General features: G+C 45.9%; 21 protein-coding genes. 15 read left to right on the top strand and 6 right to left on the bottom strand.

What is annotated here, in order from left to right; genetic code table 11:
• The first annotated feature begins 19 nt into the window (after window positions 1-19).
• The 8 genes from WMO65_RS08310 to WMO65_RS08275 all read left to right on the top strand — a co-directional run bounded on the left by WMO65_RS08310 (window position 20) and on the right by WMO65_RS08275 (window position 5,763).
• Complete coding sequence (locus WMO65_RS08310) at window positions 20-1,498, top strand: acetaldehyde dehydrogenase (acetylating) (RefSeq protein ID WP_103732310.1); 1,479 nt, start codon at window positions 20-22, stop codon at window positions 1,496-1,498.
• Window positions 1,499-1,575: 77 nt separating this feature from the next.
• Window positions 1,576-1,902 carry a BMC domain-containing protein gene (locus WMO65_RS08305; RefSeq protein WP_033139478.1) on the top strand — a complete coding sequence of 109 codons (327 nt, stop codon included), beginning with the start codon at window positions 1,576-1,578 and terminating at the stop codon, window positions 1,900-1,902.
• Window positions 1,903-1,914: 12 nt separating this feature from the next.
• Window positions 1,915-2,511 carry a cobalamin adenosyltransferase family protein gene (locus WMO65_RS08300; RefSeq protein ID WP_148392704.1) on the top strand — a complete coding sequence of 199 codons (597 nt, stop codon included), beginning with the start codon at window positions 1,915-1,917 and terminating at the stop codon, window positions 2,509-2,511.
• Window positions 2,501-3,124, top strand: coding sequence for an ethanolamine utilization phosphate acetyltransferase EutD (eutD, locus tag WMO65_RS08295; protein WP_033139479.1), 624 nt, complete (start codon window positions 2,501-2,503; stop codon window positions 3,122-3,124). The genes WMO65_RS08300 and eutD overlap by 11 nt, the downstream gene beginning before the upstream one ends.
• Before the next feature lie 23 nt (window positions 3,125-3,147).
• Window positions 3,148-3,825 (top strand): hypothetical protein, encoded by a 678-nt coding sequence (locus WMO65_RS08290; protein WP_148392703.1) that lies wholly within the window; start codon window positions 3,148-3,150, stop codon window positions 3,823-3,825.
• A 9-nt stretch (window positions 3,826-3,834) separates the two neighbouring features.
• Window positions 3,835-4,107 carry a EutN/CcmL family microcompartment protein gene (locus WMO65_RS08285; protein ID WP_033139480.1) on the top strand — a complete coding sequence of 91 codons (273 nt, stop codon included), beginning with the start codon at window positions 3,835-3,837 and terminating at the stop codon, window positions 4,105-4,107.
• Between the two features lie 47 nt (window positions 4,108-4,154).
• Window positions 4,155-5,246 carry an ethanolamine utilization protein EutH gene (gene eutH, locus WMO65_RS08280; RefSeq protein ID WP_148392702.1) on the top strand — a complete coding sequence of 364 codons (1,092 nt, stop codon included), beginning with the start codon at window positions 4,155-4,157 and terminating at the stop codon, window positions 5,244-5,246.
• A gap of 58 nt (window positions 5,247-5,304) precedes the next feature.
• Window positions 5,305-5,763 (top strand): cupin domain-containing protein, encoded by a 459-nt coding sequence (locus WMO65_RS08275; protein WP_054351315.1) that lies wholly within the window; start codon window positions 5,305-5,307, stop codon window positions 5,761-5,763.
• Here the strand turns inward: WMO65_RS08275 and WMO65_RS08270 are convergent.
• From WMO65_RS08270 to WMO65_RS08260, 3 genes are all read right to left on the bottom strand, one after another.
• Window positions 5,760-5,990 (bottom strand): helix-turn-helix transcriptional regulator, encoded by a 231-nt coding sequence (locus tag WMO65_RS08270; RefSeq protein WP_033139483.1) that lies wholly within the window; start codon window positions 5,988-5,990, stop codon window positions 5,760-5,762. The genes WMO65_RS08275 and WMO65_RS08270 overlap by 4 nt on opposite strands.
• A 12-nt stretch (window positions 5,991-6,002) precedes the next feature.
• Window positions 6,003-6,392 carry a DUF2178 domain-containing protein gene (locus tag WMO65_RS08265; RefSeq protein ID WP_033139484.1) on the bottom strand — a complete coding sequence of 130 codons (390 nt, stop codon included), beginning with the start codon at window positions 6,390-6,392 and terminating at the stop codon, window positions 6,003-6,005.
• 132 nt (window positions 6,393-6,524) lie between these two features.
• Window positions 6,525-7,445, bottom strand: a complete 921-nt coding sequence (locus tag WMO65_RS08260; RefSeq protein ID WP_148392701.1) for a SufB/SufD family protein — start codon at window positions 7,443-7,445, stop codon at window positions 6,525-6,527.
• A gap of 378 nt (window positions 7,446-7,823) precedes the next feature.
• Between WMO65_RS08260 and WMO65_RS08255 the strand changes: the two genes are divergently transcribed.
• A complete protein-coding gene (locus WMO65_RS08255; RefSeq protein WP_103732572.1) occupies window positions 7,824-8,738 on the top strand; it encodes an AraC family transcriptional regulator in 915 nt (304 codons plus the stop codon).
• Window positions 8,739-9,094: 356 nt separating this feature from the next.
• Window positions 9,095-10,435 carry an MATE family efflux transporter gene (locus WMO65_RS08250; RefSeq protein ID WP_148392700.1) on the top strand — a complete coding sequence of 447 codons (1,341 nt, stop codon included), beginning with the start codon at window positions 9,095-9,097 and terminating at the stop codon, window positions 10,433-10,435.
• A gap of 114 nt (window positions 10,436-10,549) precedes the next feature.
• Here WMO65_RS08250 and WMO65_RS08245 read toward each other — a convergent pair whose 3' ends face one another.
• On the bottom strand, window positions 10,550-10,939 hold the full coding sequence (locus WMO65_RS08245; RefSeq protein WP_054351318.1) for a hypothetical protein: 390 nt from the start codon (window positions 10,937-10,939) through the stop codon (window positions 10,550-10,552).
• A 4-nt stretch (window positions 10,940-10,943) separates the two neighbouring features.
• A complete protein-coding gene (locus WMO65_RS08240; RefSeq protein WP_033139488.1) occupies window positions 10,944-11,489 on the bottom strand; it encodes a PadR family transcriptional regulator in 546 nt (181 codons plus the stop codon).
• Window positions 11,490-11,685: 196 nt separating this feature from the next.
• Between WMO65_RS08240 and WMO65_RS08235 the strand changes: the two genes are divergently transcribed.
• The 5 genes from WMO65_RS08235 to WMO65_RS08215 all read left to right on the top strand — a co-directional run bounded on the left by WMO65_RS08235 (window position 11,686) and on the right by WMO65_RS08215 (window position 17,832).
• On the top strand, window positions 11,686-12,597 hold the full coding sequence (locus WMO65_RS08235) for a glycyl-radical enzyme activating protein (RefSeq protein WP_148392699.1): 912 nt from the start codon (window positions 11,686-11,688) through the stop codon (window positions 12,595-12,597).
• Between the two features lie 5 nt (window positions 12,598-12,602).
• On the top strand, window positions 12,603-14,975 hold the full coding sequence (hypD, locus tag WMO65_RS08230; RefSeq protein WP_148392698.1) for a trans-4-hydroxy-L-proline dehydratase: 2,373 nt from the start codon (window positions 12,603-12,605) through the stop codon (window positions 14,973-14,975).
• A 497-nt stretch (window positions 14,976-15,472) separates the two neighbouring features.
• The gene (locus WMO65_RS08225; protein ID WP_243128819.1) at window positions 15,473-15,832 is read left to right on the top strand and encodes a hypothetical protein; all 360 of its coding nucleotides are present in this window, start codon (window positions 15,473-15,475) and stop codon (window positions 15,830-15,832) included.
• Complete coding sequence (locus tag WMO65_RS08220; RefSeq protein WP_243128818.1) at window positions 15,819-16,349, top strand: hypothetical protein; 531 nt, start codon at window positions 15,819-15,821, stop codon at window positions 16,347-16,349. Before WMO65_RS08225 ends, WMO65_RS08220 begins: the two co-directional genes overlap by 14 nt.
• 136 nt (window positions 16,350-16,485) lie before the next feature.
• Entirely contained in the window at window positions 16,486-17,832 is a 1,347-nt protein-coding gene (locus WMO65_RS08215; protein ID WP_033139491.1) for an MATE family efflux transporter, read from the top strand.
• Between the two features lie 97 nt (window positions 17,833-17,929).
• Here the strand turns inward: WMO65_RS08215 and WMO65_RS08210 are convergent, their stop codons facing one another.
• The gene (locus WMO65_RS08210; protein WP_148392697.1) at window positions 17,930-18,304 is read right to left on the bottom strand and encodes a hypothetical protein; all 375 of its coding nucleotides are present in this window, start codon (window positions 18,302-18,304) and stop codon (window positions 17,930-17,932) included.
• Window positions 18,305-18,468: the final 164 nt, after the last annotated feature.

Raw genomic sequence — 18,468 nt, 5'->3', positions numbered from 1 at the left:
GGGAAAAGGAGAGTGAACAATGGAATTAAAGGATAAAGACCTGATTTCCGTGCAGGAGACAAGGAACCTGCTCATAGAGGCAGAAAAGGCCCAGCGGGAACTGTCACGTATGGACCAGACACAGATTGACCGCATCGTAAAAGCCATCAGCGATGCCGGAGCCGCCCACGCGGTACCGCTTGCAAAAGCGGCCCAGCAGGAGACCGGTTTCGGCAGATGGCAGGATAAGGTGATCAAAAACATGTTTGCAGCCAGAGTGGTTTACGATGCTGTGAAGAATGAAAAGACAGTGGGAATTCTCCATGAGGACAGGGAGAGAAAGGTGTGGGATATCGGCACACCTGTGGGGGTGATCGCGGGAATCGTCCCCTCCACTAACCCCACATCCACAGTCATTTACAAGGCCATGATCGCCTTAAAGGGCGGCAATGCCATTGTATTTTCCCCACATCCGGGCGCAAAGAAATGCATACTGGAAACCGTGCAGGTCATCTCCAAAGCGGCATGCCAGGCAGGATGCCCCAAAGGAGCCATATCGGCGATCAGTGTGCCAACCATGGAGGCAACACAAGCCCTGATGAAAAACGACAGAACAGCCCTCATCCTGGCAACGGGAGGAGGCGCCATGGTAAAATCCGCCTATTCCTCAGGAACACCCGCTATCGGCGTGGGGGCAGGCAACGGCCCTGCATTTATTGACAGGAGTGCTGATGTAAAGCGGGCTGTGAAGCAGATCCTGGATTCCAAAACCTTTGACAACGGAACCATCTGTGCTTCTGAGCAGTCCATTATTGTGGAGCGAAGCATGGAGGAAAAGGTGGTGGAGGAGCTGAAGGCCCAGGGCGCCTTTGTGCTGACACAGGAACAGTCCAGACAGCTTGGCAGATTCATTCTGCGGGCAAACGGCACCATGAACCCCATGATCGTGGGAAAGACATGTGCCCAGATCGCGGAGTACGCGGGGCTCTGCGGTGTTCCGTCATCTGCCAGAGTGCTGGTGGGAAGAGAGACAAAGGTGGGAGCAGATGCACCCTACTCCAGGGAAAAACTGGCCCCCATCCTGGGACTTTTTGTGGAAGAAAATACGGACAGAGTCCTGGAGAGAAGCATTGAGATCCTTCATATGGAAGGTGCGGGACACACTTTTTCCATGCATGCGGAGGATGAGGCGCTGGTGAGAAAATTCGCGCTGCAGATTCCGGCATCCCGTTTTCTGGTCAACACGCCCGGAGCTCTTGGCGGTATCGGAGCAACCACAGGTCTGTTCCCGGCCCTGACACTTGGATGCGGTGCGGTGGGAGGAAGTTCCTCCTCCAACAACATCGGTCCGCTGGATCTGATCAATATCAAACGTGTGGCATTCGGCACAAAAGAACTGGAAGAGATCCGCAGGGAAAGCGAGACAGCACAGAACAGCACAACATCATCCTGCAGCGGCCGGATAAGCCAGGAACTCATAAATACCATTGTAGATAAAATCGTAAAAGAATTCGTCTGAATGAATTCAGCTAAATGTAGAATACTAACAGAGAAAGAACAGCTTTGGAAAATGGAAAAGATTTGGAGGTAATCATTATGGCAAATACAAATGCATTAGGAATGATTGAAACAAAAGGTCTTGTGGGAGCAATTGAAGCAGCGGATGCCATGGTCAAGGCAGCCAATGTGGCTCTGGTTGGAAAAGAGAGCATCGGTGCCGGATTAGTCACAGTTATGGTGCGCGGCGATGTGGGCGCAGTCAAGGCAGCGACCGATGCAGGTGCATCTGCAGCAGAGCGTGTGGGAGAGCTGGTGTCCGTACACGTGATCCCCCGCCCTCACACAGAAGTGGATGTGATTCTGCCCCACCAGCTTGAAAAAGGAACCGGAGCTTCCTACACAGACGAGAACTCTCCGGTATAAAGGAGCGGCAGAATGGAAGAACAGGAAAAAATCCGCCGTATCGTGGCGGAGGCGATTCAGGAAACCCTGGAGAAAAAACAGGAAAAACCGGAACACATGACCCATCTGCGCGGAGACCATCTGGTGTATAAAGACCACCCAAGAATTGCCTTCCGGGGAGCCATTGACTCCCTGGAGGCAGAGATCATCGTTTTACAGACGATCACGGAAAAGCAGCATCTCCACACGCTCACAGAGGACCTGGAGGAGATCATCAAAACCATCCGCTGGCTTCTGCGCTGTGAGGTATCCGGGGAGCCTGTGGGTGAGATCACCATGCAGGGGCTGGACACGGACGCCATGCGTGCCCATTCTCACCATCCCAGCCGGTATTACGGGATGAAACATTTTCTGCCCACGTACTGCCACAGTGAGATCGTGGCATATTTAAACAGGCTGAGGACAAAGGCCAGAGAGACAGAGCTGACTGCCTACCGGGCTTTTAAGACAGAGACCGGGGATGTGGAGCGGGAAGATATCATACGTGTCCTGAACAGGCTCTCCTCCCTATTCTGGATCATGATGTTCAAGTTTTTGACTGGTAAATATGGAGGAACTTATGAATGTTGAGGTAGAGGCAGTAGTAGAGGCTGTTGTCAGGGAACTGAAGGACAGGATGATGGTGGAGGTGGAGGCCTCCGGCAGACATGTGCATCTGTGCAGGGAAGATGTGGAGCGTCTGTTCGGCAGAGGATACCGGCTTACAAAAGTAAGGGATCTGTCCCAGCCGGGACAGTATGTATGTAAGGAAAGAGTTTCCCTGACCGGGCCAAAAGGGACCATTCACAATGTGGTCATCCTGGGACCGGAGAGGAAGGAGACCCAGGCAGAGATTTCCATGACAGATTCCCTTGTGCTCGGTATACGCCCCCCTGTACGGTTAAGCGGTGATATTGCAGGCACGCCGGGAATCACCATCACAAACGGCGACAGACAGATCGTCACAGATAAAGGCGTGATCATAGCCAAACGCCACATGCACATCACACCGGAGGACGCAGCAAGGCTTCATGTAAAAGATAAGGAAGCATTGAAGATCAAAGTTTACGGAAGCCGTCCGGTGATCTTTGAGGATACCATTGCCCGGGTGAGCAGCGAATTCCAGACCTATGTGCACATTGACTATGATGAGGCAAACGCCTGTGGATTTGAAAAAGGTACCTTCTGCCGCATTGTACGGTAAAACCGGGGAAAGGAGGTTGTGCGGTGAATATAGGGAAGTCGGAAGTGACGGACAGTCTGATTGATGATATCATAGAGGAAGTTAAGGCCCGTATGGACAGAATGCAGGAGGAAACCTGCGGATGCTCCCGCACCGGAAAAGTTCTGGTACTTGGGGCGCTTGAGCCGGCAGAGGAAAACATTCTGAGATCCTTTGCAGAGATTCAAACTCTTCAGGAAGCAGGGACATATGATTTCATTGTGGCAGCACAAGTCTCCATAGGTTTACTGGCTTATACTGCTCTTGGGATTCCCGGACAGCCGGAGGCACAGTGTATTCTGGAGGCCCTGCTAAGCGGCAGGAAGGTCTATATCCTGGAAAAAGGTCTGGAATACCGGAGATACCGGGAGTCTTCCTACAAGGCCTTATATCAGAAATATCAGGAATATGAGGAGGAGATCAGGCGCTTCGGCGGTGAGATCGTCTCGGGCGTACAGGAGGCAGCAGAACTTGCAGTGCGGGTTTGGAAAAAAGATTGTGCACCGGCAGATGACAGTACAGCCTTTGATTTGACCGGCCTTAAGCTGCTTGGGGAATCCGACCTGGGAAAAATGCGCGGGACTGGTTACAGAACCGTATTGATCGGCAGAAAGACGATCATAACACCTCTGGCGAAGGACTATATTTCCAATCATAATCTGACAGTCAGAAGACAGCAGTGAGGTATAGGAATGGAAATCGGAACAGTAATCGGAAGTGTTTGGGCCACGAAAAAAGACGAGGCTATCAGCGGACAGAAGCTCCTGGTAATTGATGTGATGAAACGGTACAGACAGGAAAAGGAATCCCTGCTGGTCGCCGCGGATGTCATCGGAGCCGGGGTTGGGGATATGGTCCTGGTCTGCCGGGGAAATTCCGCAAGGATGGTTGTGGGAAATGGAAAAACACCGGTGGATGCAGCTATTGTGGGGATCATAGATACTCTGGATGTAGCGATTAAGTAGGTCCGCACATGTACCGCGGACTGGATATACATGAGGAGGGATGACGGTTGAGCATCAATGAGATAATTATTTACATTATGGTAATATTTGCGGCCCTGGGTGCGCTGGACAGAATATTCGGCAGCCGTTTTGGACTGGGAGAAAAGTTTGAAGAGGGAATCATGGCAATCGGAGCGCTGTCAATCTCCATGGTGGGAATCATTGCCCTGGCTCCGGTGATCGCCAATCTTTTAAAGCCTGTCATTGTGCCTGTGTTCGGCCTTTTGGGGGCTGACCCGGCCATGTTTGCAGGTTCTATTCTGGCGAACGATATGGGCGGCGCGCCTCTGGCACAGGCACTGGCATTAAATGAGGATGCCGGCAATTTCGGTGGACTTATTGTGGGAGCCATGTTGGGGCCGACCATTGTATTCACCATTCCGGTAGCTCTCGGGATCATCAGAGAGGAGGACCGGAAATATCTGGCAACAGGTGTTCTTGCCGGTGTCATCACCATACCCATCGGTTCTCTGGCAGGCGGTCTGGCAGCAGGGTATTCGTTCACCATGGTACTCAAAAATCTGATTCCCATCATTATTTTTGCAGTGCTCATTGCCCTTGGCCTGTGGAAATTTGAGAGTGCTATGGTAAAGGGATTCACGTATTTTGGAAAGTTTGTAGTGGCAGTGATCACCCTCGGACTCGGCGTGGGTATCATAGAACAGCTTACCGGTATTGTCCTGATTCCGGGCATGAATCCCATTGGCGAGGGATTCGAGGTGGTAGCGGATATTGCCATTGTCCTGGCCGGCGCATTTCCGCTGGTATATGTGATCACAAAGGTATTTAAAAAGCCCCTTATGGGACTGGGAAAAGTTTTAGGCATGAATGAGGTGGCAGCGGCAGGACTGGTAGCCAGTCTTGCAAACAGTATCCCCATGTTCGGTATGATGAGGGATATGGATGACAGAGGAAAAGTGCTGAATGTGGCTTTTGCAGTGTCAGCAGCCTTTGTATTCGGAGACCATCTGGGATTTACGGCAGGATTTAACCAGGATATGATCTTCCCCATGATCGTGGGAAAACTGGTGGGCGGAATCACGGCAGTATTTGCTGCGTTGATTCTGGTACGGAATAAAAAGATTTCAAAAGAAGCATAAGAAGGAAAAACGTAACAGTTCAGCTTGTCTGAACTGTTACGGAAAGACAGGTGAAGAAATGGAAATCAGCAGAGAAGCTATTGAACAGATCATTACACAGATATTGACAGAGAAAATAGGAACTTCCGGCTGTCCGAAAAATGACGTACACAGACAGGAGATTGCAGGCGTCATCAAGATGGAAGTTCCGAAGATCCATGTGACAGAGACAGACCGGCTGGATACCGGAAACAGGAATGACAGGGTATACACACATGATCTGTTTACCCTGTCAGAGAGTCCGCGGCTTGGATGCGGAATCATGGAAATGGAGAAGACCACATTTGACTGGACTCTGGACTATGATGAGATTGATTATGTCATAGAAGGTTCGCTTACTATCATAAAGGATAAAATGCAGGTGACCGCAGGCCCTGGGGAGATCATTCTGATTCCGAAAGGTTCCAAAATACAGTTTTCTGTCCCCCAAAGCGCCCGTTTTATCTATGTGACATATCCGGCAGACTGGGCAAATTAATGCTTTTCCTCATCCTCTTGTTCGGCTGTGAAGGTGAATAATTCTTCCACAGTAGTGTGAAAGACATGGGAGATGTCCATGGCTAACTGAAGGGATGGATTATACGCGCCTTTTTCCAGCCGGATAATGGTCTCACGCCGTACACCTGTGAGGTCAGCCAGTTCCTGCTGGCTCATATTGTTTTGTATACGGTATTCCCGGATGGTTGTTGTCAGTTTCTTTTTCATAAGTCAGTCTTTCTACTCTGTGATGTGAGAGTCAAAATACAGAAATGCTCCCGTCTGTACCAGTTTGATCGATCCGTAATAAAAGAGAATATGGCTGGCACTGATCGTTACCCGCAGATGCCCGATGATGCAGAGGACCGTCCAGATCAGCAAAGTCAATTCCACAAACAGCAATGTGAGCCGTCTGGCCTTCGCGTAATTTTCAACCGTTAACTCGTCCCATGGCTCATTTTTTACTTTACGCCGGTAATAATAAGCGCCGGCATATAGGAATACGATAACAGCAAATGAAATACATGCCAGTGAATCTTTATCGGCAAAAAAATTGAGCACAGAAAATAAAATACCTGCAAGTCCCACCAGCCCGTTGGTCAGCAGTTCCTCTTTTCGCACACTCAGCATATTCTGCACCTCCCTGTTTGTATGTGATATATTTGTAACTGATACAAATATATCACATATTTCTGTTTTGTCAATAGTCTGAAAAGAATTCGATAAAATAGCAAAAATATTGCAGCAGCCGTGAGGGCGCTGTCATGCACGTAAGAATCCCTCTATGATCTTTTCCTCTGCCTCCGCCTCTGTAAGGCCCAGGGTACGAAGTTTTATGATCTGTTCCCCGGCGATTTTGCCGATGGCTGCTTCGTGAATCAGTGCAGCGTCCATACAGCCTGCGAACAACTCCGGGGCAGCATTTACCGTGCCCCGGTCAGCCAGGATCGCGTCACATTCGGAATGTCCGCTGCAGCGGCAGTTTCCCATGATGCGGGAGTGGTATTCCTGGCGTGAGGCGCCTTTTGCCACAGAGCGTGAGATGAGGTCAACAGCGGAATCTTCTCCATCCATGGAGACTGTAAAATATGTTTTGGCAGTCTCTTCCTTTTCTGTCAGGATCCTTTCATGAACGGTCAGTCTGGCCCTTGCGGCCAGCCGGGCTGTTGTCTTTCTCAGCGTGCTGTCCACACCTCCGATCTGTTTGGTGTCAATTTCCAGAAAGGAGTCTTCCAACAGGACAGCATCCGTAACAGAGTCTATGTGTTTTTTGCCGTTTTCCGGTCCTGTGCCTATATGCCTCTCTTTGTAGAGAACGTGTGCGCCCTTTTCCAGAAAGAAACTGTGGATTCCGTTATGCCGCGCCGTTTCCCCGCTGCCTGTGTGGACGCCGCATCCGGCTATGATGGTGACATCAGCCCCTGCGCCTACATAAAAATCATTGTAGACAAGATCATCAACCCCTCCGTGGGTTACGCAGGCAGGGATATAAACCGTCTCTTTCTGTGCTTCGGAGCTTATATGTATTACGAGACCGGGAGCACCTTCTTTTGTCTCAATGCGTATATTCGGAGTGGAACGGCGGCCCGCACATTCCCCGTTTTCACGGATATTGAAAGCACCGCGGAATTCATCGGTAAAATCAGCGATAATCTGCAGGAGTTTTTTTGAGATTTTATTCATAAAGAATCTTACCTTTTTTTCTCCGGCGGTCAGCAGTTTTGTTTTCCGCTGCCGTCCGGGACGGTCTTAACTCTAACATATGAATGCTCCACAGCATTTTATACTCTTGTGAATAAAGGAACTTTGTCAGGCTGTTTATGTTTTTCGGTACGGTTTGGAACAACAGCCGGGAAATTACCATTATGACCGGAATAACTGTTAACAGCGAAAAAATGAAAGAAGATGAAAACAGGCCTTGCAATAAATAGTCAATGGGATATGCTGTATATAGATTTATGTATATCATGAGGAATACCAGAAGAAATGAGCACTGGGTGAAAAGCCGGCAGGGAATTTATTTGGTAAAATACCCATATCAAATAAAGGAGGTGCACAAAAATGCACGCATGGGAAGCCATACAAAATACAGTAGACTATATAGAAGCGCATATTAAGGAGGACATCAGTGCAGAACGCCTGTCCGAGATAGCAGGGCTGTCTCCCTTTTATTTTCAGAGACTTTTTAAGCGTCTGGTAAACAGAACGGTCCAGGAATATGTAAAACTGCGCCGCCTGGCCCTGGTGATCGCAGAACTGGAAAAAGACCAACAGAGGATACTGGACATTGCCCTGGATTACGGGTTTTCCAGCCATGCCAATTTCACCAGAGCATTCAAATCCACCTACGGACTGACGCCGGAGGAATACAGAGATAGGCGTCCGCTTTTGAATACTTTTCTAAAACCTGAGATATCCATGAGTTATACCATGATCGACGAAGGAGTTCCGCTGCTTGCAGGAAATATTGTTCTGGAGATCAACAGAAAAACACTCAATGAACCGGAGACATATTTGGGGTTTGAGACAAAAGTGAAGATAGAAGACCAGATCCCGGCAGGCGAGAGTACAGGAGTAGATATACCGGGACAGCTTTGGAAGCAATACCACAAGGAAAAAGAGAGGTTTGCGGAGTATCTGAATCCGGATGTGGAACTGGGAATGTCATACAGGCCTGATCCGCAGAGGGGAGAGTTTACCTATTTTGCAGGAGGGCTGGCAAGCCAAAAGGAGATACCGGAAGGAATGGTAAAAGAGGTACTGCCGCCGGGAGAATACGTTGTCTGCGGCATTGAAGCGGAAAGCTTTGAAGAGCTTGTGACAAAAGCACTGTATCAGGCGGGAAAATACCTCTTCGGCACCTGGCTTCCGAACCATAAGCTGGTGACCCAGCCGTTTTCCGCTGAGAAATATTTCAAAAATATGGATGGAATCTATTATATGGAGGTTTGGGTGATTCCGGCAGCGATAGAATAACCTGTACCTGTGAAGGCAGAAATAGATTGATAAAACAAATTATGAAATATTATTATTTGATTTAGATGGAACATGAGGACAAAAAAGAATTAAGATTGCAAACACCGCCCAAAAATGGGAGGTGTTTGCATATGTGATTCAAAAATACGGAATCAAAGACATTACATATATAGCAGCTACATTACAGGATTTAGCGGCTCTTTTATTGCCATAGTATAATTCAGAAGATAAAAAAACGTTGGCTGTCCGCAATTGTTTTTATTCTCTGATTCACAATTTGAGAAAATGGACGGCAGATACGAAAGGCAAGGTGATTACTTAATACCGTGTTTGACCCTACTAAAGGAGTCATAGAATTGAGTACACAAACAAATATGACAAAAGGAAGTCCTTTAAAATTACTTTTATGTTTTGCCATTCCACTTATGTTTGGAACAATATTTCAACAGTCATTTATTATTGCGGACAGGATAATTGTAGGACATCTGATAGGTGCAGACGCATTTTCATCCGTAGGTGTAACGGGTTCTGTATCTATGGTGTTTACATCTCTCTGTCTTGGAATTGCGATTGGTTCAGGAATTGTTGTTTCGCAATTTTATGGGGCAAAGGATGAAGAGGGGACGGCTTTGGCAATCAGAAATGGCACAATGATAACAATACTTAGTACCTTGATGATTTCCATTTTAGCATTGCTGGTCACAAAACCGATTCTTTTATTGCTGAATACGCCTGCTTCTTTGTTGGAAGATTCCATCAATTATATGTCAATATCACTAGGCGGTCTGGTGGTTGTAATCTTATATTACATACCGTTTAGCGTATTACGTTCGTTAGGTGATGCGAAAACACCAATTATTTTTTTGGTGGTTTGCAGTATATTGAATATTGCATTTGATTTGGTATTTATCTTGATATTTCATACGGGTGTTGAGGGGACAGCAATCGCCTCATTGTTGGCGCAAGGAATAGCAGGGATTTTATGTTTTATTTATGCCATAAGAAAATATTCTTGTTTTGAAACGGCATTCAAGAAGGCAAAGTTTGATAAAGCTATGGCAAAGCAAATCTTTAGGATATGCATACCAATGGGATTCCAGTACTCGTTTATTTACTTATCAACAACGATTTTGCAGTGGGTAATAAATGGATATGGAACGAGTATGATAGGGGCTTTTACGGCGACAAGCCAGATAGAAAGTTTAATCCAGCAGCCATTTACTGCATTGGGCACAGCAATAGCAACTTATACAGGGCAGAATATCGGGGCAGGAAATACAGAAAGGATCAGACAGGGATTGGTTGCTGCTTTGAAAATCTGTTTGGTATATTCTCTTATTCTTGTTTTGGTATTCCGGGGCTTTGGGAGAATAGTCATGAATATTTTTGTATCAGATACGTGTATTATTGATAATGCTGTGAAAGGGATTCACATTACCAGTACATTTTTTTTGGCACTCGGCATGGGACAGATACTGCGCTATCTCTTAAATGGTGCAGGAGATTCTGCTTATTCAATGGTAAATGGAATCGTTGAAATTGTCTGCCGTTTAGTATTTGTTTTCTTATTGACGAACATCTCATTTATAGGTCAATGGGGGATTTGGTGGACAACGGCATTTACTTGGAGCTGTACGGCATTATTTGGAATATGCCGGTTTATAGGAGGAAAATGGAAAGATAAAGGCATAGTTTAAAAATGGAAAAGAAGTATTGGATATTGTGTCCTGCCTGTCATAGCAAGACCTGCATGAAAATAAGAATTGCTTTTGACAGGCTGTATGTCACGATTCGATGTACACTTAGACTGGTCAGTCATGTACCAGCCAGGTCTTGGCCTCCTCCATATCGGTACAGAAATAAAGCTGTCCGCTATTTAACGCAGCCTTTTTATGCAAGGCTTTCTGTAGTTTCCTCAGACTTCTTTTCTCCGTGGTAATTGCCAGCTTAACAATTCGGGGCCTTATTTTTTCAATATGTTCTGCAAGCGTTTCTGTCAGTTCCTTTGTCAAGTCAGTCTCATATAAATCAATTAATATGCGGCGCTTTTGAGGGGATTTTAATATAAATGCCTCTTCTCTGCCTATCATGGACAGCAGACCTTCGGAATCATCAAAATAACTTCCATAATGAATACCGTGAAAGCTGCCGCCTTTATAGTAGTAAGGGCTCAGCGCCCCGCTTGGGGATTTTGTTATCATAGTATTACCTTTCCCTTTCCAACAGATCTGTCAGCGGTTTCTGCATACGGATATGACGACACCAGCGGATGGTTTCCTCCGTAATGCAGATTCCGTAATAAAGAGTGGAGAGTTTATAATAAAAGCATTCTTTATTATCCAGTTCCGTAAATCCTTTTTCCAGCTCCCTGAGCTTTTTCAGATAATTTCTGTTATTGATCTCATATTCCAGTAGCTGCTGACTGCGAATTTCAGCATCCAGATGGTCGAAGAAGTAAACCTTTGCCAAATGGGTATTGGTGCCTTCAAAAATATCCATGGGGGAGGAGAGCCAGTGGAAAAATTGTTTCCGTCCCTCCTCTGTTATGTGGTAAAAAATTTTCTTTCTGCTGCCCTGCGGTTTATCCCTGGTTGTCAGATATCCCTTTTCCGTTAATCTTTTTAATGCAGGGTACAGGCTTCCGAAACTTGCCTTATAGAAGACACCGATTCCGTTTTCTATGAACTTTTTTATATCATAGCCTGTCAGGTCCTTTTCCAGCAGCATGCCGAGTGCAATGGATTCCAGCATAATAGTCTCCTCTCATATATATCTGTTAGATATATTATAACGCTATATATAGGGATTGTAAAGCACTGTTTCTCGGCGGTAATGTTTCTATGTGGAATGTGAAAGCACATCCGTTGACTTTAGTGCACTGAGGTAATATAATGCTTTTTATAGACTGTTTTTCAGGCTATAGTACATAAAGAGAGGTACAGCTTAGATGAAAGCGCAATTGGTGACGGACATACAGAAGTATTCTATTCATGATGGGGAAGGAATACGAACTACCATATTTTTTAAGGGATGTCCGCTTTCCTGTGTCTGGTGTCACAACCCGGAGACACAGGAGTACCGTCAGCAGTTTATGTGGAATCAGGAAAAATGTACAGGATGCGGGGAGTGTGCCGCGGCCTGTTCCGACGGCGCTGTTTCCATGGAGGGGCCAAGACCGGTGACGGATCCAGAAAAGTGCAGTGTATGCCATACGTGTGAAGAATACTGTCTGCAAAATGCCAGGGAATTTGCAGGCAGAGAATATACGGTCGAGGAGCTGGTTAGGGAGGCATTAAAAGACCAGCCTTTTTACGAGCAGTCCCATGGCGGGGTCACCCTCTCGGGAGGAGAGGTACTGGCCCGGGATAAGGAATTTCTGGAACAGCTCATGCGCGGTCTGACAGAGCGGGGAATACGTGTGAATGTGGATACCTGCGGTTATGTCCCATGGGAAAATATAGAGAGTGTGATTCCTTATACGGATACTTTTTTATACGATATAAAGCTCATGGACTCCGGTCTGCACGAGAAAATGACAGGAGCGGGAAATGAGAGGATCCTGGATAATCTCGTAAAACTGTCAAAAAGCGGAGCCGCTGTCTGGATACGGATTCCGGTTGTGGGCGGTGTCAATGATACGGACAGGAACATGAAAGAGACACTGGACTTTCTTGATGCCCATTCCATAGGGCAAAAATGGATTCACCTGCTTCCCTATCACAACACAGGGAGTGGAAAATATTCAAGGCTGGGACAGGAATACAGGGGCAGAGATTTTACGACTCCTTCTAAGGAACGCATGCAGGAGCTGTTGGATATGTGTCTGAAACGGGGATTTCAGGCCAGGATAGGAGGTTGATACAGATGGAACGGGGAATGAACGAGAGAATCCGCAGGCTTCGCAGGGAAAGCCTGGAGACAGAAGCGCATATAGATATGGAGCGGGCAAAAATAGAAACCGAAGTATACCGCAGATATGAGGGCACTGTATCTGTACCGGAATTACGGGCACTGGTCTTAAAACACTATTTTGCCGAGAAGACGCTGCACATAGGGGAAGGCGAGCTGTTGGTGGGAGAGAAGGGAAACGGGCCGCAGGCAGCACCGACCTTTCCGGAATTATGCTGCCATACAGTACAGGATCTCCATGTGATGAATGACAGGGAGCTGATCAGCTTCAAGGTACGTGAAGAGGACTATGGGTTTCAGGAAAAGGAAATGATCCCTTTCTGGGAGAGACGTTCCATCCGGCACCGGATACTGGAAAAAATGACTCCGGAGTGGAAGAAAGCCTATAGATGTGGTATTTTTACTGAATTTATGGAACAGAGAGGTCCGGGGCATACCGTGGGTTCCGAAAACATTTATAAGCGGGGGCTTCTGGACTATAAGGAGAAGATACGGGAAGCGCTTGGACATCTGGACTACAGCCGGGACCCGGAGGCGCTGGATAAAGAGAATGAGCTTCGTGCCATGGATATTGCTTGTGATGCGGTGATCCTTCTGGGAAAACGGTATCATGACTATGCCCTTAAGCTTGCCCAAAAAGAAGAAAATCCGGTACGCAGAGAGGAACTTCTGCAGATTGCTGAAAACTGCAAGGTTGTGCCGGCACATAAGCCGGAGACATACTGGCAGGCACTTCAGATGTATTGGTTTGTGCATCTGGCTGTGACAAGTGAGTTAAACCCGTGGGATGCCTACAGCCCCGGAAGACTGGATCAGCATCTGATATCTTTTTACAGACACGATGTCAAGGAAGGGATTCTTAACCGGGAGCAGGCAAAAGAACTGCTGGAGTGTCTGTGGGTAAAATTCAACAATCAGCCGGCACCTCCAAAGGTGGGGATTACACTGAAGGAAAGCGGCACATACACAGACTTTGCCAACATCAATACCGGCGGAGTGACACCGGAGGGACATGACGGTGTCAATGAGGTGAGCTATCTGATCCTGGAGTGTATGGATGAAATGAAACTTCTGCAGCCCAGCTCAAATGTGCAGATCAGTAAAAAGACTCCTCAGGAGTTTCTCATAAAAGCCTGCGAGATATCCAGAAAGGGATGGGGACAGCCTGCTTTTTACAACACAGAGAGTATAATTCAGGAGCTTTTAAACGCAGGGAAATCCATTGCAGATGCAAGAAAAGGCGGCACCAGTGGATGTGTGGAGACGGGCGCTTTTGGAAACGAGGCATATATACTGACCGGTTATTTTAATCTGCCAAAAATCCTTGAGATCACCCTTCACAACGGATATGACCCGGCCGCCGGGGAACCGCTTGGCCTGGCGCTTGGAAAAGCGGAGGATTTTAAATCTTATGAGGAGCTTTTTGAAGCCTATAAAAAGCAGATTTTGTATTTCCTGGATATCAAAATGCGCGGCAATCATGTCATTGAGGGGATTTATGCCCGCTATATGCCGGTACCGTTTCTCTCCGTGATCACCAATGACTGTATTGCCAAGGGAAAGGACTACAATGCCGGGGGAGCCAGATATAACACCAACTATCTGCAGGGCGTGGGAATCGGAACCATTACAGACAGTCTTGCTGCCATAAAATACAATGTTTTTGACAAACAGAAATTTACCATGTCTGAGCTGATGCAGGCGCTGAATGACAATTTTGAGGGACATGGGCGAATCTGGAATCTTGTCAGCAATAAGACGCCGAAATACGGCAATGACGATGACTATGCAGATGATATTATGAAGGATGTATTTTCATTCTACTATGAGAGCGTGACCGGACGGCCGAATATGAAAGGCGGAAAGTACCGCATCAATATGCTGCCAACCACCTGTCATGTCTATTTCGGGGAAGTGATGATGGCAAGCCCCAACGGACGTCTGGCCCATAAGCCTGTATCCGAAGGGATATCCCCGGAGAAAGGGGCAGATGTGCACGGCCCTACAGCGGTAGTGAAATCCTGCTCCAAGATGGATCATCTGAATACAGGGGGAACTCTGCTGAACCAAAAGTTTACGCCTCAGGTGGTATCCGGTGAAAACGGACTGATACAGATGGCAAATCTGGTCCGGACATATTTTAACCTGGACGGGCACCACATTCAGTTTAATGTGATTGACCGCCAGACACTTTTAGACGCGCAGGCACGTCCCGAGGAATACAAGGATTTGATCGTGCGTGTGGCTGGATACAGCGACCATTTCCGCAATTTAAGCAAAGCGCTGCAAGATGAGATCATCGATAGAACAGAGCAGTCCTTTGGATGATTTTGAACGCCCCGGGAGGGCAGGAACGGTATAGTTTCTGCCCTTTGGGGGCGGATTTTTGTCTGTCCGGGCGTTTTCGCACCTTTTGGCTGAAAACACCTGGGGAAACAGTGGCATATGGACGGCAGAGGATAAATTCAAAAAACATAAAACTTTTATAAAGTCATTGCATCTGCCGGAAAATAAGAATATAATAAGTCTACATTTGTTGTTTACATGTAACGATTCAGTGAATACCTGTTGCTGGTACTCTTATGCTCGGTCAGCGAAGCAAATGCGCCGACTTAATTGAACAGTTACATTTACATTTCTAAATACAAGTTTCTATTTATCAATGGCGTTTCAGCCAAAAGTTCAGTGTGAAACATATGGAAGGCAGATAGGAAAAACAGAATTGAAATGCAATGTTATATATTGTATAATAAAAGAAAAAAACTGCATGATTTTCGCTGTGTCATATCAGCACAAAAACTGTCTGCTTTCCTGAAGGAGGCCGGATGGAAAAACAAAGGTTAGCTGCATCAGTATTAAATGCAAAAGATGAAGATGTTTACAACTGTCTGTCAGATAATGAAGTATTTGCGGATTTGTTTAACGGTGCAGTCTTTCAGGGAGAGCAGGTGATCAAACCTGAATATCTGGAAGAAATGAATGAGAAAAAACAAATGAAAGTACCGGGGAAAGACGGACAGCCGGCAGTGATCAAAAAGCTGCGCGATGTACAAAAAGGAAGCGGACTGGAAGAGAGCATTCTCGGTATTGAGCTTGCTGTTGAAGGGCAGCGAAAGGTCCATTATGGAATGCCGGTCAGACATATGCTCTATGATGTTGTTGGACGGCCCTATGTGCCTTCATGATATGCTGGAATTTCCCAAGGTATTGGAACCCTGGAAACATTACATTCCAAACTATCCGCTGAATCTGGTGTACAGCGGAAATGTCAATCCCGGGAACTTTAGAACTGGTCTGCAGGAAGTCTTCGAGCTGCTGCGGGTGGCAAAAGATAAAAATGCCATGGAGGAATTCCTTAAGAAAAACCAGGAGCATTACAAAAACTTAGAGTGGAAAAGGGGCAGGCTGGTTGGGAATTTTTTGGATATTCCATTGATCAAAGAAAATGCAGAGGTCATACGAACAGAAGAAGGAGGGATAAATATGTGTACAGCGTTTCAGCAGATGCGTATGGAAGGAGTACGGGAAGGAATCATTGAAGGGGAACGAAGAGGCAGAAATTTTGGAGAAGAAAAATTAACAAGGCTAATACAGCTTCTTTTTCATGATAACAGAATAGATGATTTACAGAGGGCTTCTTTTGATACAGAATACAGAGAAAAGTTATATAAAGAGTATGGACTGGAAAATGAGAATTTATAACCGTTCAGAAAAGCTGAACCGTTACGAGAATTTGCTGAATCAGGACATTAAAATGCAAGATAAAGTATACAAATATTCCTTCCTGCGTTATGATATAAAGGTTAAGAATAAATGAGAAAAGGAATATGATGTAACAATGAAGAAGGATCTGACAACAGGAAATATTATTAAAACCATGCTCATATTTGCAGGCCCCATGATTATAGGAAATCTCCTGCAGCAATTTTACAATATAGCGGATACGCTGATCGTGGGCAGATTTGTAGGAGCCGATGCCATGGCATCTGTGGGGGCGGCCTATACACTTATGACATTTCTGACTTCTATCCTGATCGGATTATGTATGGGCAGCGGTTCTCTGGTTTCCTTTTATTTCGGAAAACAGGATAAGGAAAAGATGGAAGTATGTGTGCAGGGATCTTTTCTGCTGATAGGCGGAGTTACGGTAGTCATAAATGTTCTGGTGTTTGTATTTATAAATCAGATTTTACGGATACTGCAGATACCGGCAGAAATATTAGAGATGTCACATGAGTATGTAAAAATAATATTTGCCGGAATATTTTTTGTGTTTTTATATAATTATTATGCCTATCTTCTGAGGTCTATCGGAAATTCTGTGATACCGCTGGTCTTTTTGGGAACAACATCCGTTCTGAATGTTGTGCTTGATATTATTTTTGTTGTGACTTTTGGCTGGGGTATCGGCGGCGCTGCGCAGGCCACTGTAATATCCCAGGCCATATCCGGGGTTGGTATATCCATCTATGTGTGGATCAAGGAACCCGTATTCAGGCTTCGGCTGTTCGGAAAGAACCGGATATTCCTGACTAGGGAATCTATGCAGGAAATAACAAGATTTTCATTTGCAGCATCTATACAGCAGTCTGTAATGAATCTGGGTATCCTCATGATCCAGGGGCTGGTAAACAGCTTTGGCGTTGCCGTTATGGCTGCCTTTACAGCCGCAGTCAAGATTGATTCTTTTGCCTATATGCCTGCACAGGAATTCGGCAATGCCTTTTCCCTGTTTATTTCCCAAAATCACGGTGCCGGAAAAGAAAACAGGATCCGGAAAGGAACAAGACAGGCGTTTGTGGTTTCAGCACTGTTTTGCGGGGTGATTTCTGTGTTGGTATTTTTGCTTGCAAAAAATCTTATGTTGTTTTTTGTATCCCCCTCTGATACGGAAATCATACAGATCGGTGCGGGATATCTGCGGATTGAGGGCGCATTCTACATAGGTATCGGCATTTTGTTTTTATTGTACGGTTATTACAGGGGAATAAATATTCCTGAGATGTCCCTGGTTTTAACCATCATTTCCCTGGGTACCAGAGTGATTCTGGCTTATATACTGGCACCGATAGAAGCAGTCGGTGTTGTGGGAATCTGGTGGGCGATACCCATCGGATGGTTTTTAGCAGATATTACGGGGATTATTTATATGCGGCACAGAGAACGTAAAAAACTTCTGAACTGAGGATGGAAATCCTGGGGTTAGTTATACAGTTGCGTAAATCAGACACAGAACCAAAACAGGCACACCAATTTATCCATCAATGGTGTGCCTGTCCAAGTTAACCTTTGACCCGTTTAAAACATACACTTCCCTTAGCCTTTTCTCCCGTTATCGTTATGTTATAAGTTCCGCTTTCTTCAATAGGAACCTGAAACGTAGTGGAGAGATCAATCTTTTCTTTTTCATATATGGGTGTTTCATCATCTTTTTGTATTTTGACAGAAAGCCTGCCGGAATCACACACGATTTCGGCGTCAATGACATCCCCTTTTTCAAGTTTCAGCGGCTGTGAATCCGTAGTATTGAATATGCGGTATTCCATAATGAGATGATTCTCATTTCCGAGTCTGCTGCCTTCATAAGCCGAGCCAGTACAGGATGTCAAAGCAAAAGTACATAACAGTGTGAAAAAAACGATTATAATTTTTTTCATATCCTCACCCCCATTATGAAAGCATATCCTGATTTCTTAAAGAACCGCATTATATAAATCTAAAGTTTTCCTAAAGAAAGACAGTAAAATTGAATATTTATTAAAATACACAAAAACAATGTTTTTGTGAGAAAAAATATGATTTCTGCAATAATTTTATGGAC

It is taken from the genome of Blautia caccae (assembly GCF_040095955.1).
Lineage (GTDB): Bacteria > Bacillota > Clostridia > Lachnospirales > Lachnospiraceae > Blautia > Blautia celeris.
The sequence above is the reverse complement of the archived record's forward strand: the minus strand, read 5'-3'. Positions and strand labels throughout refer to the sequence as shown.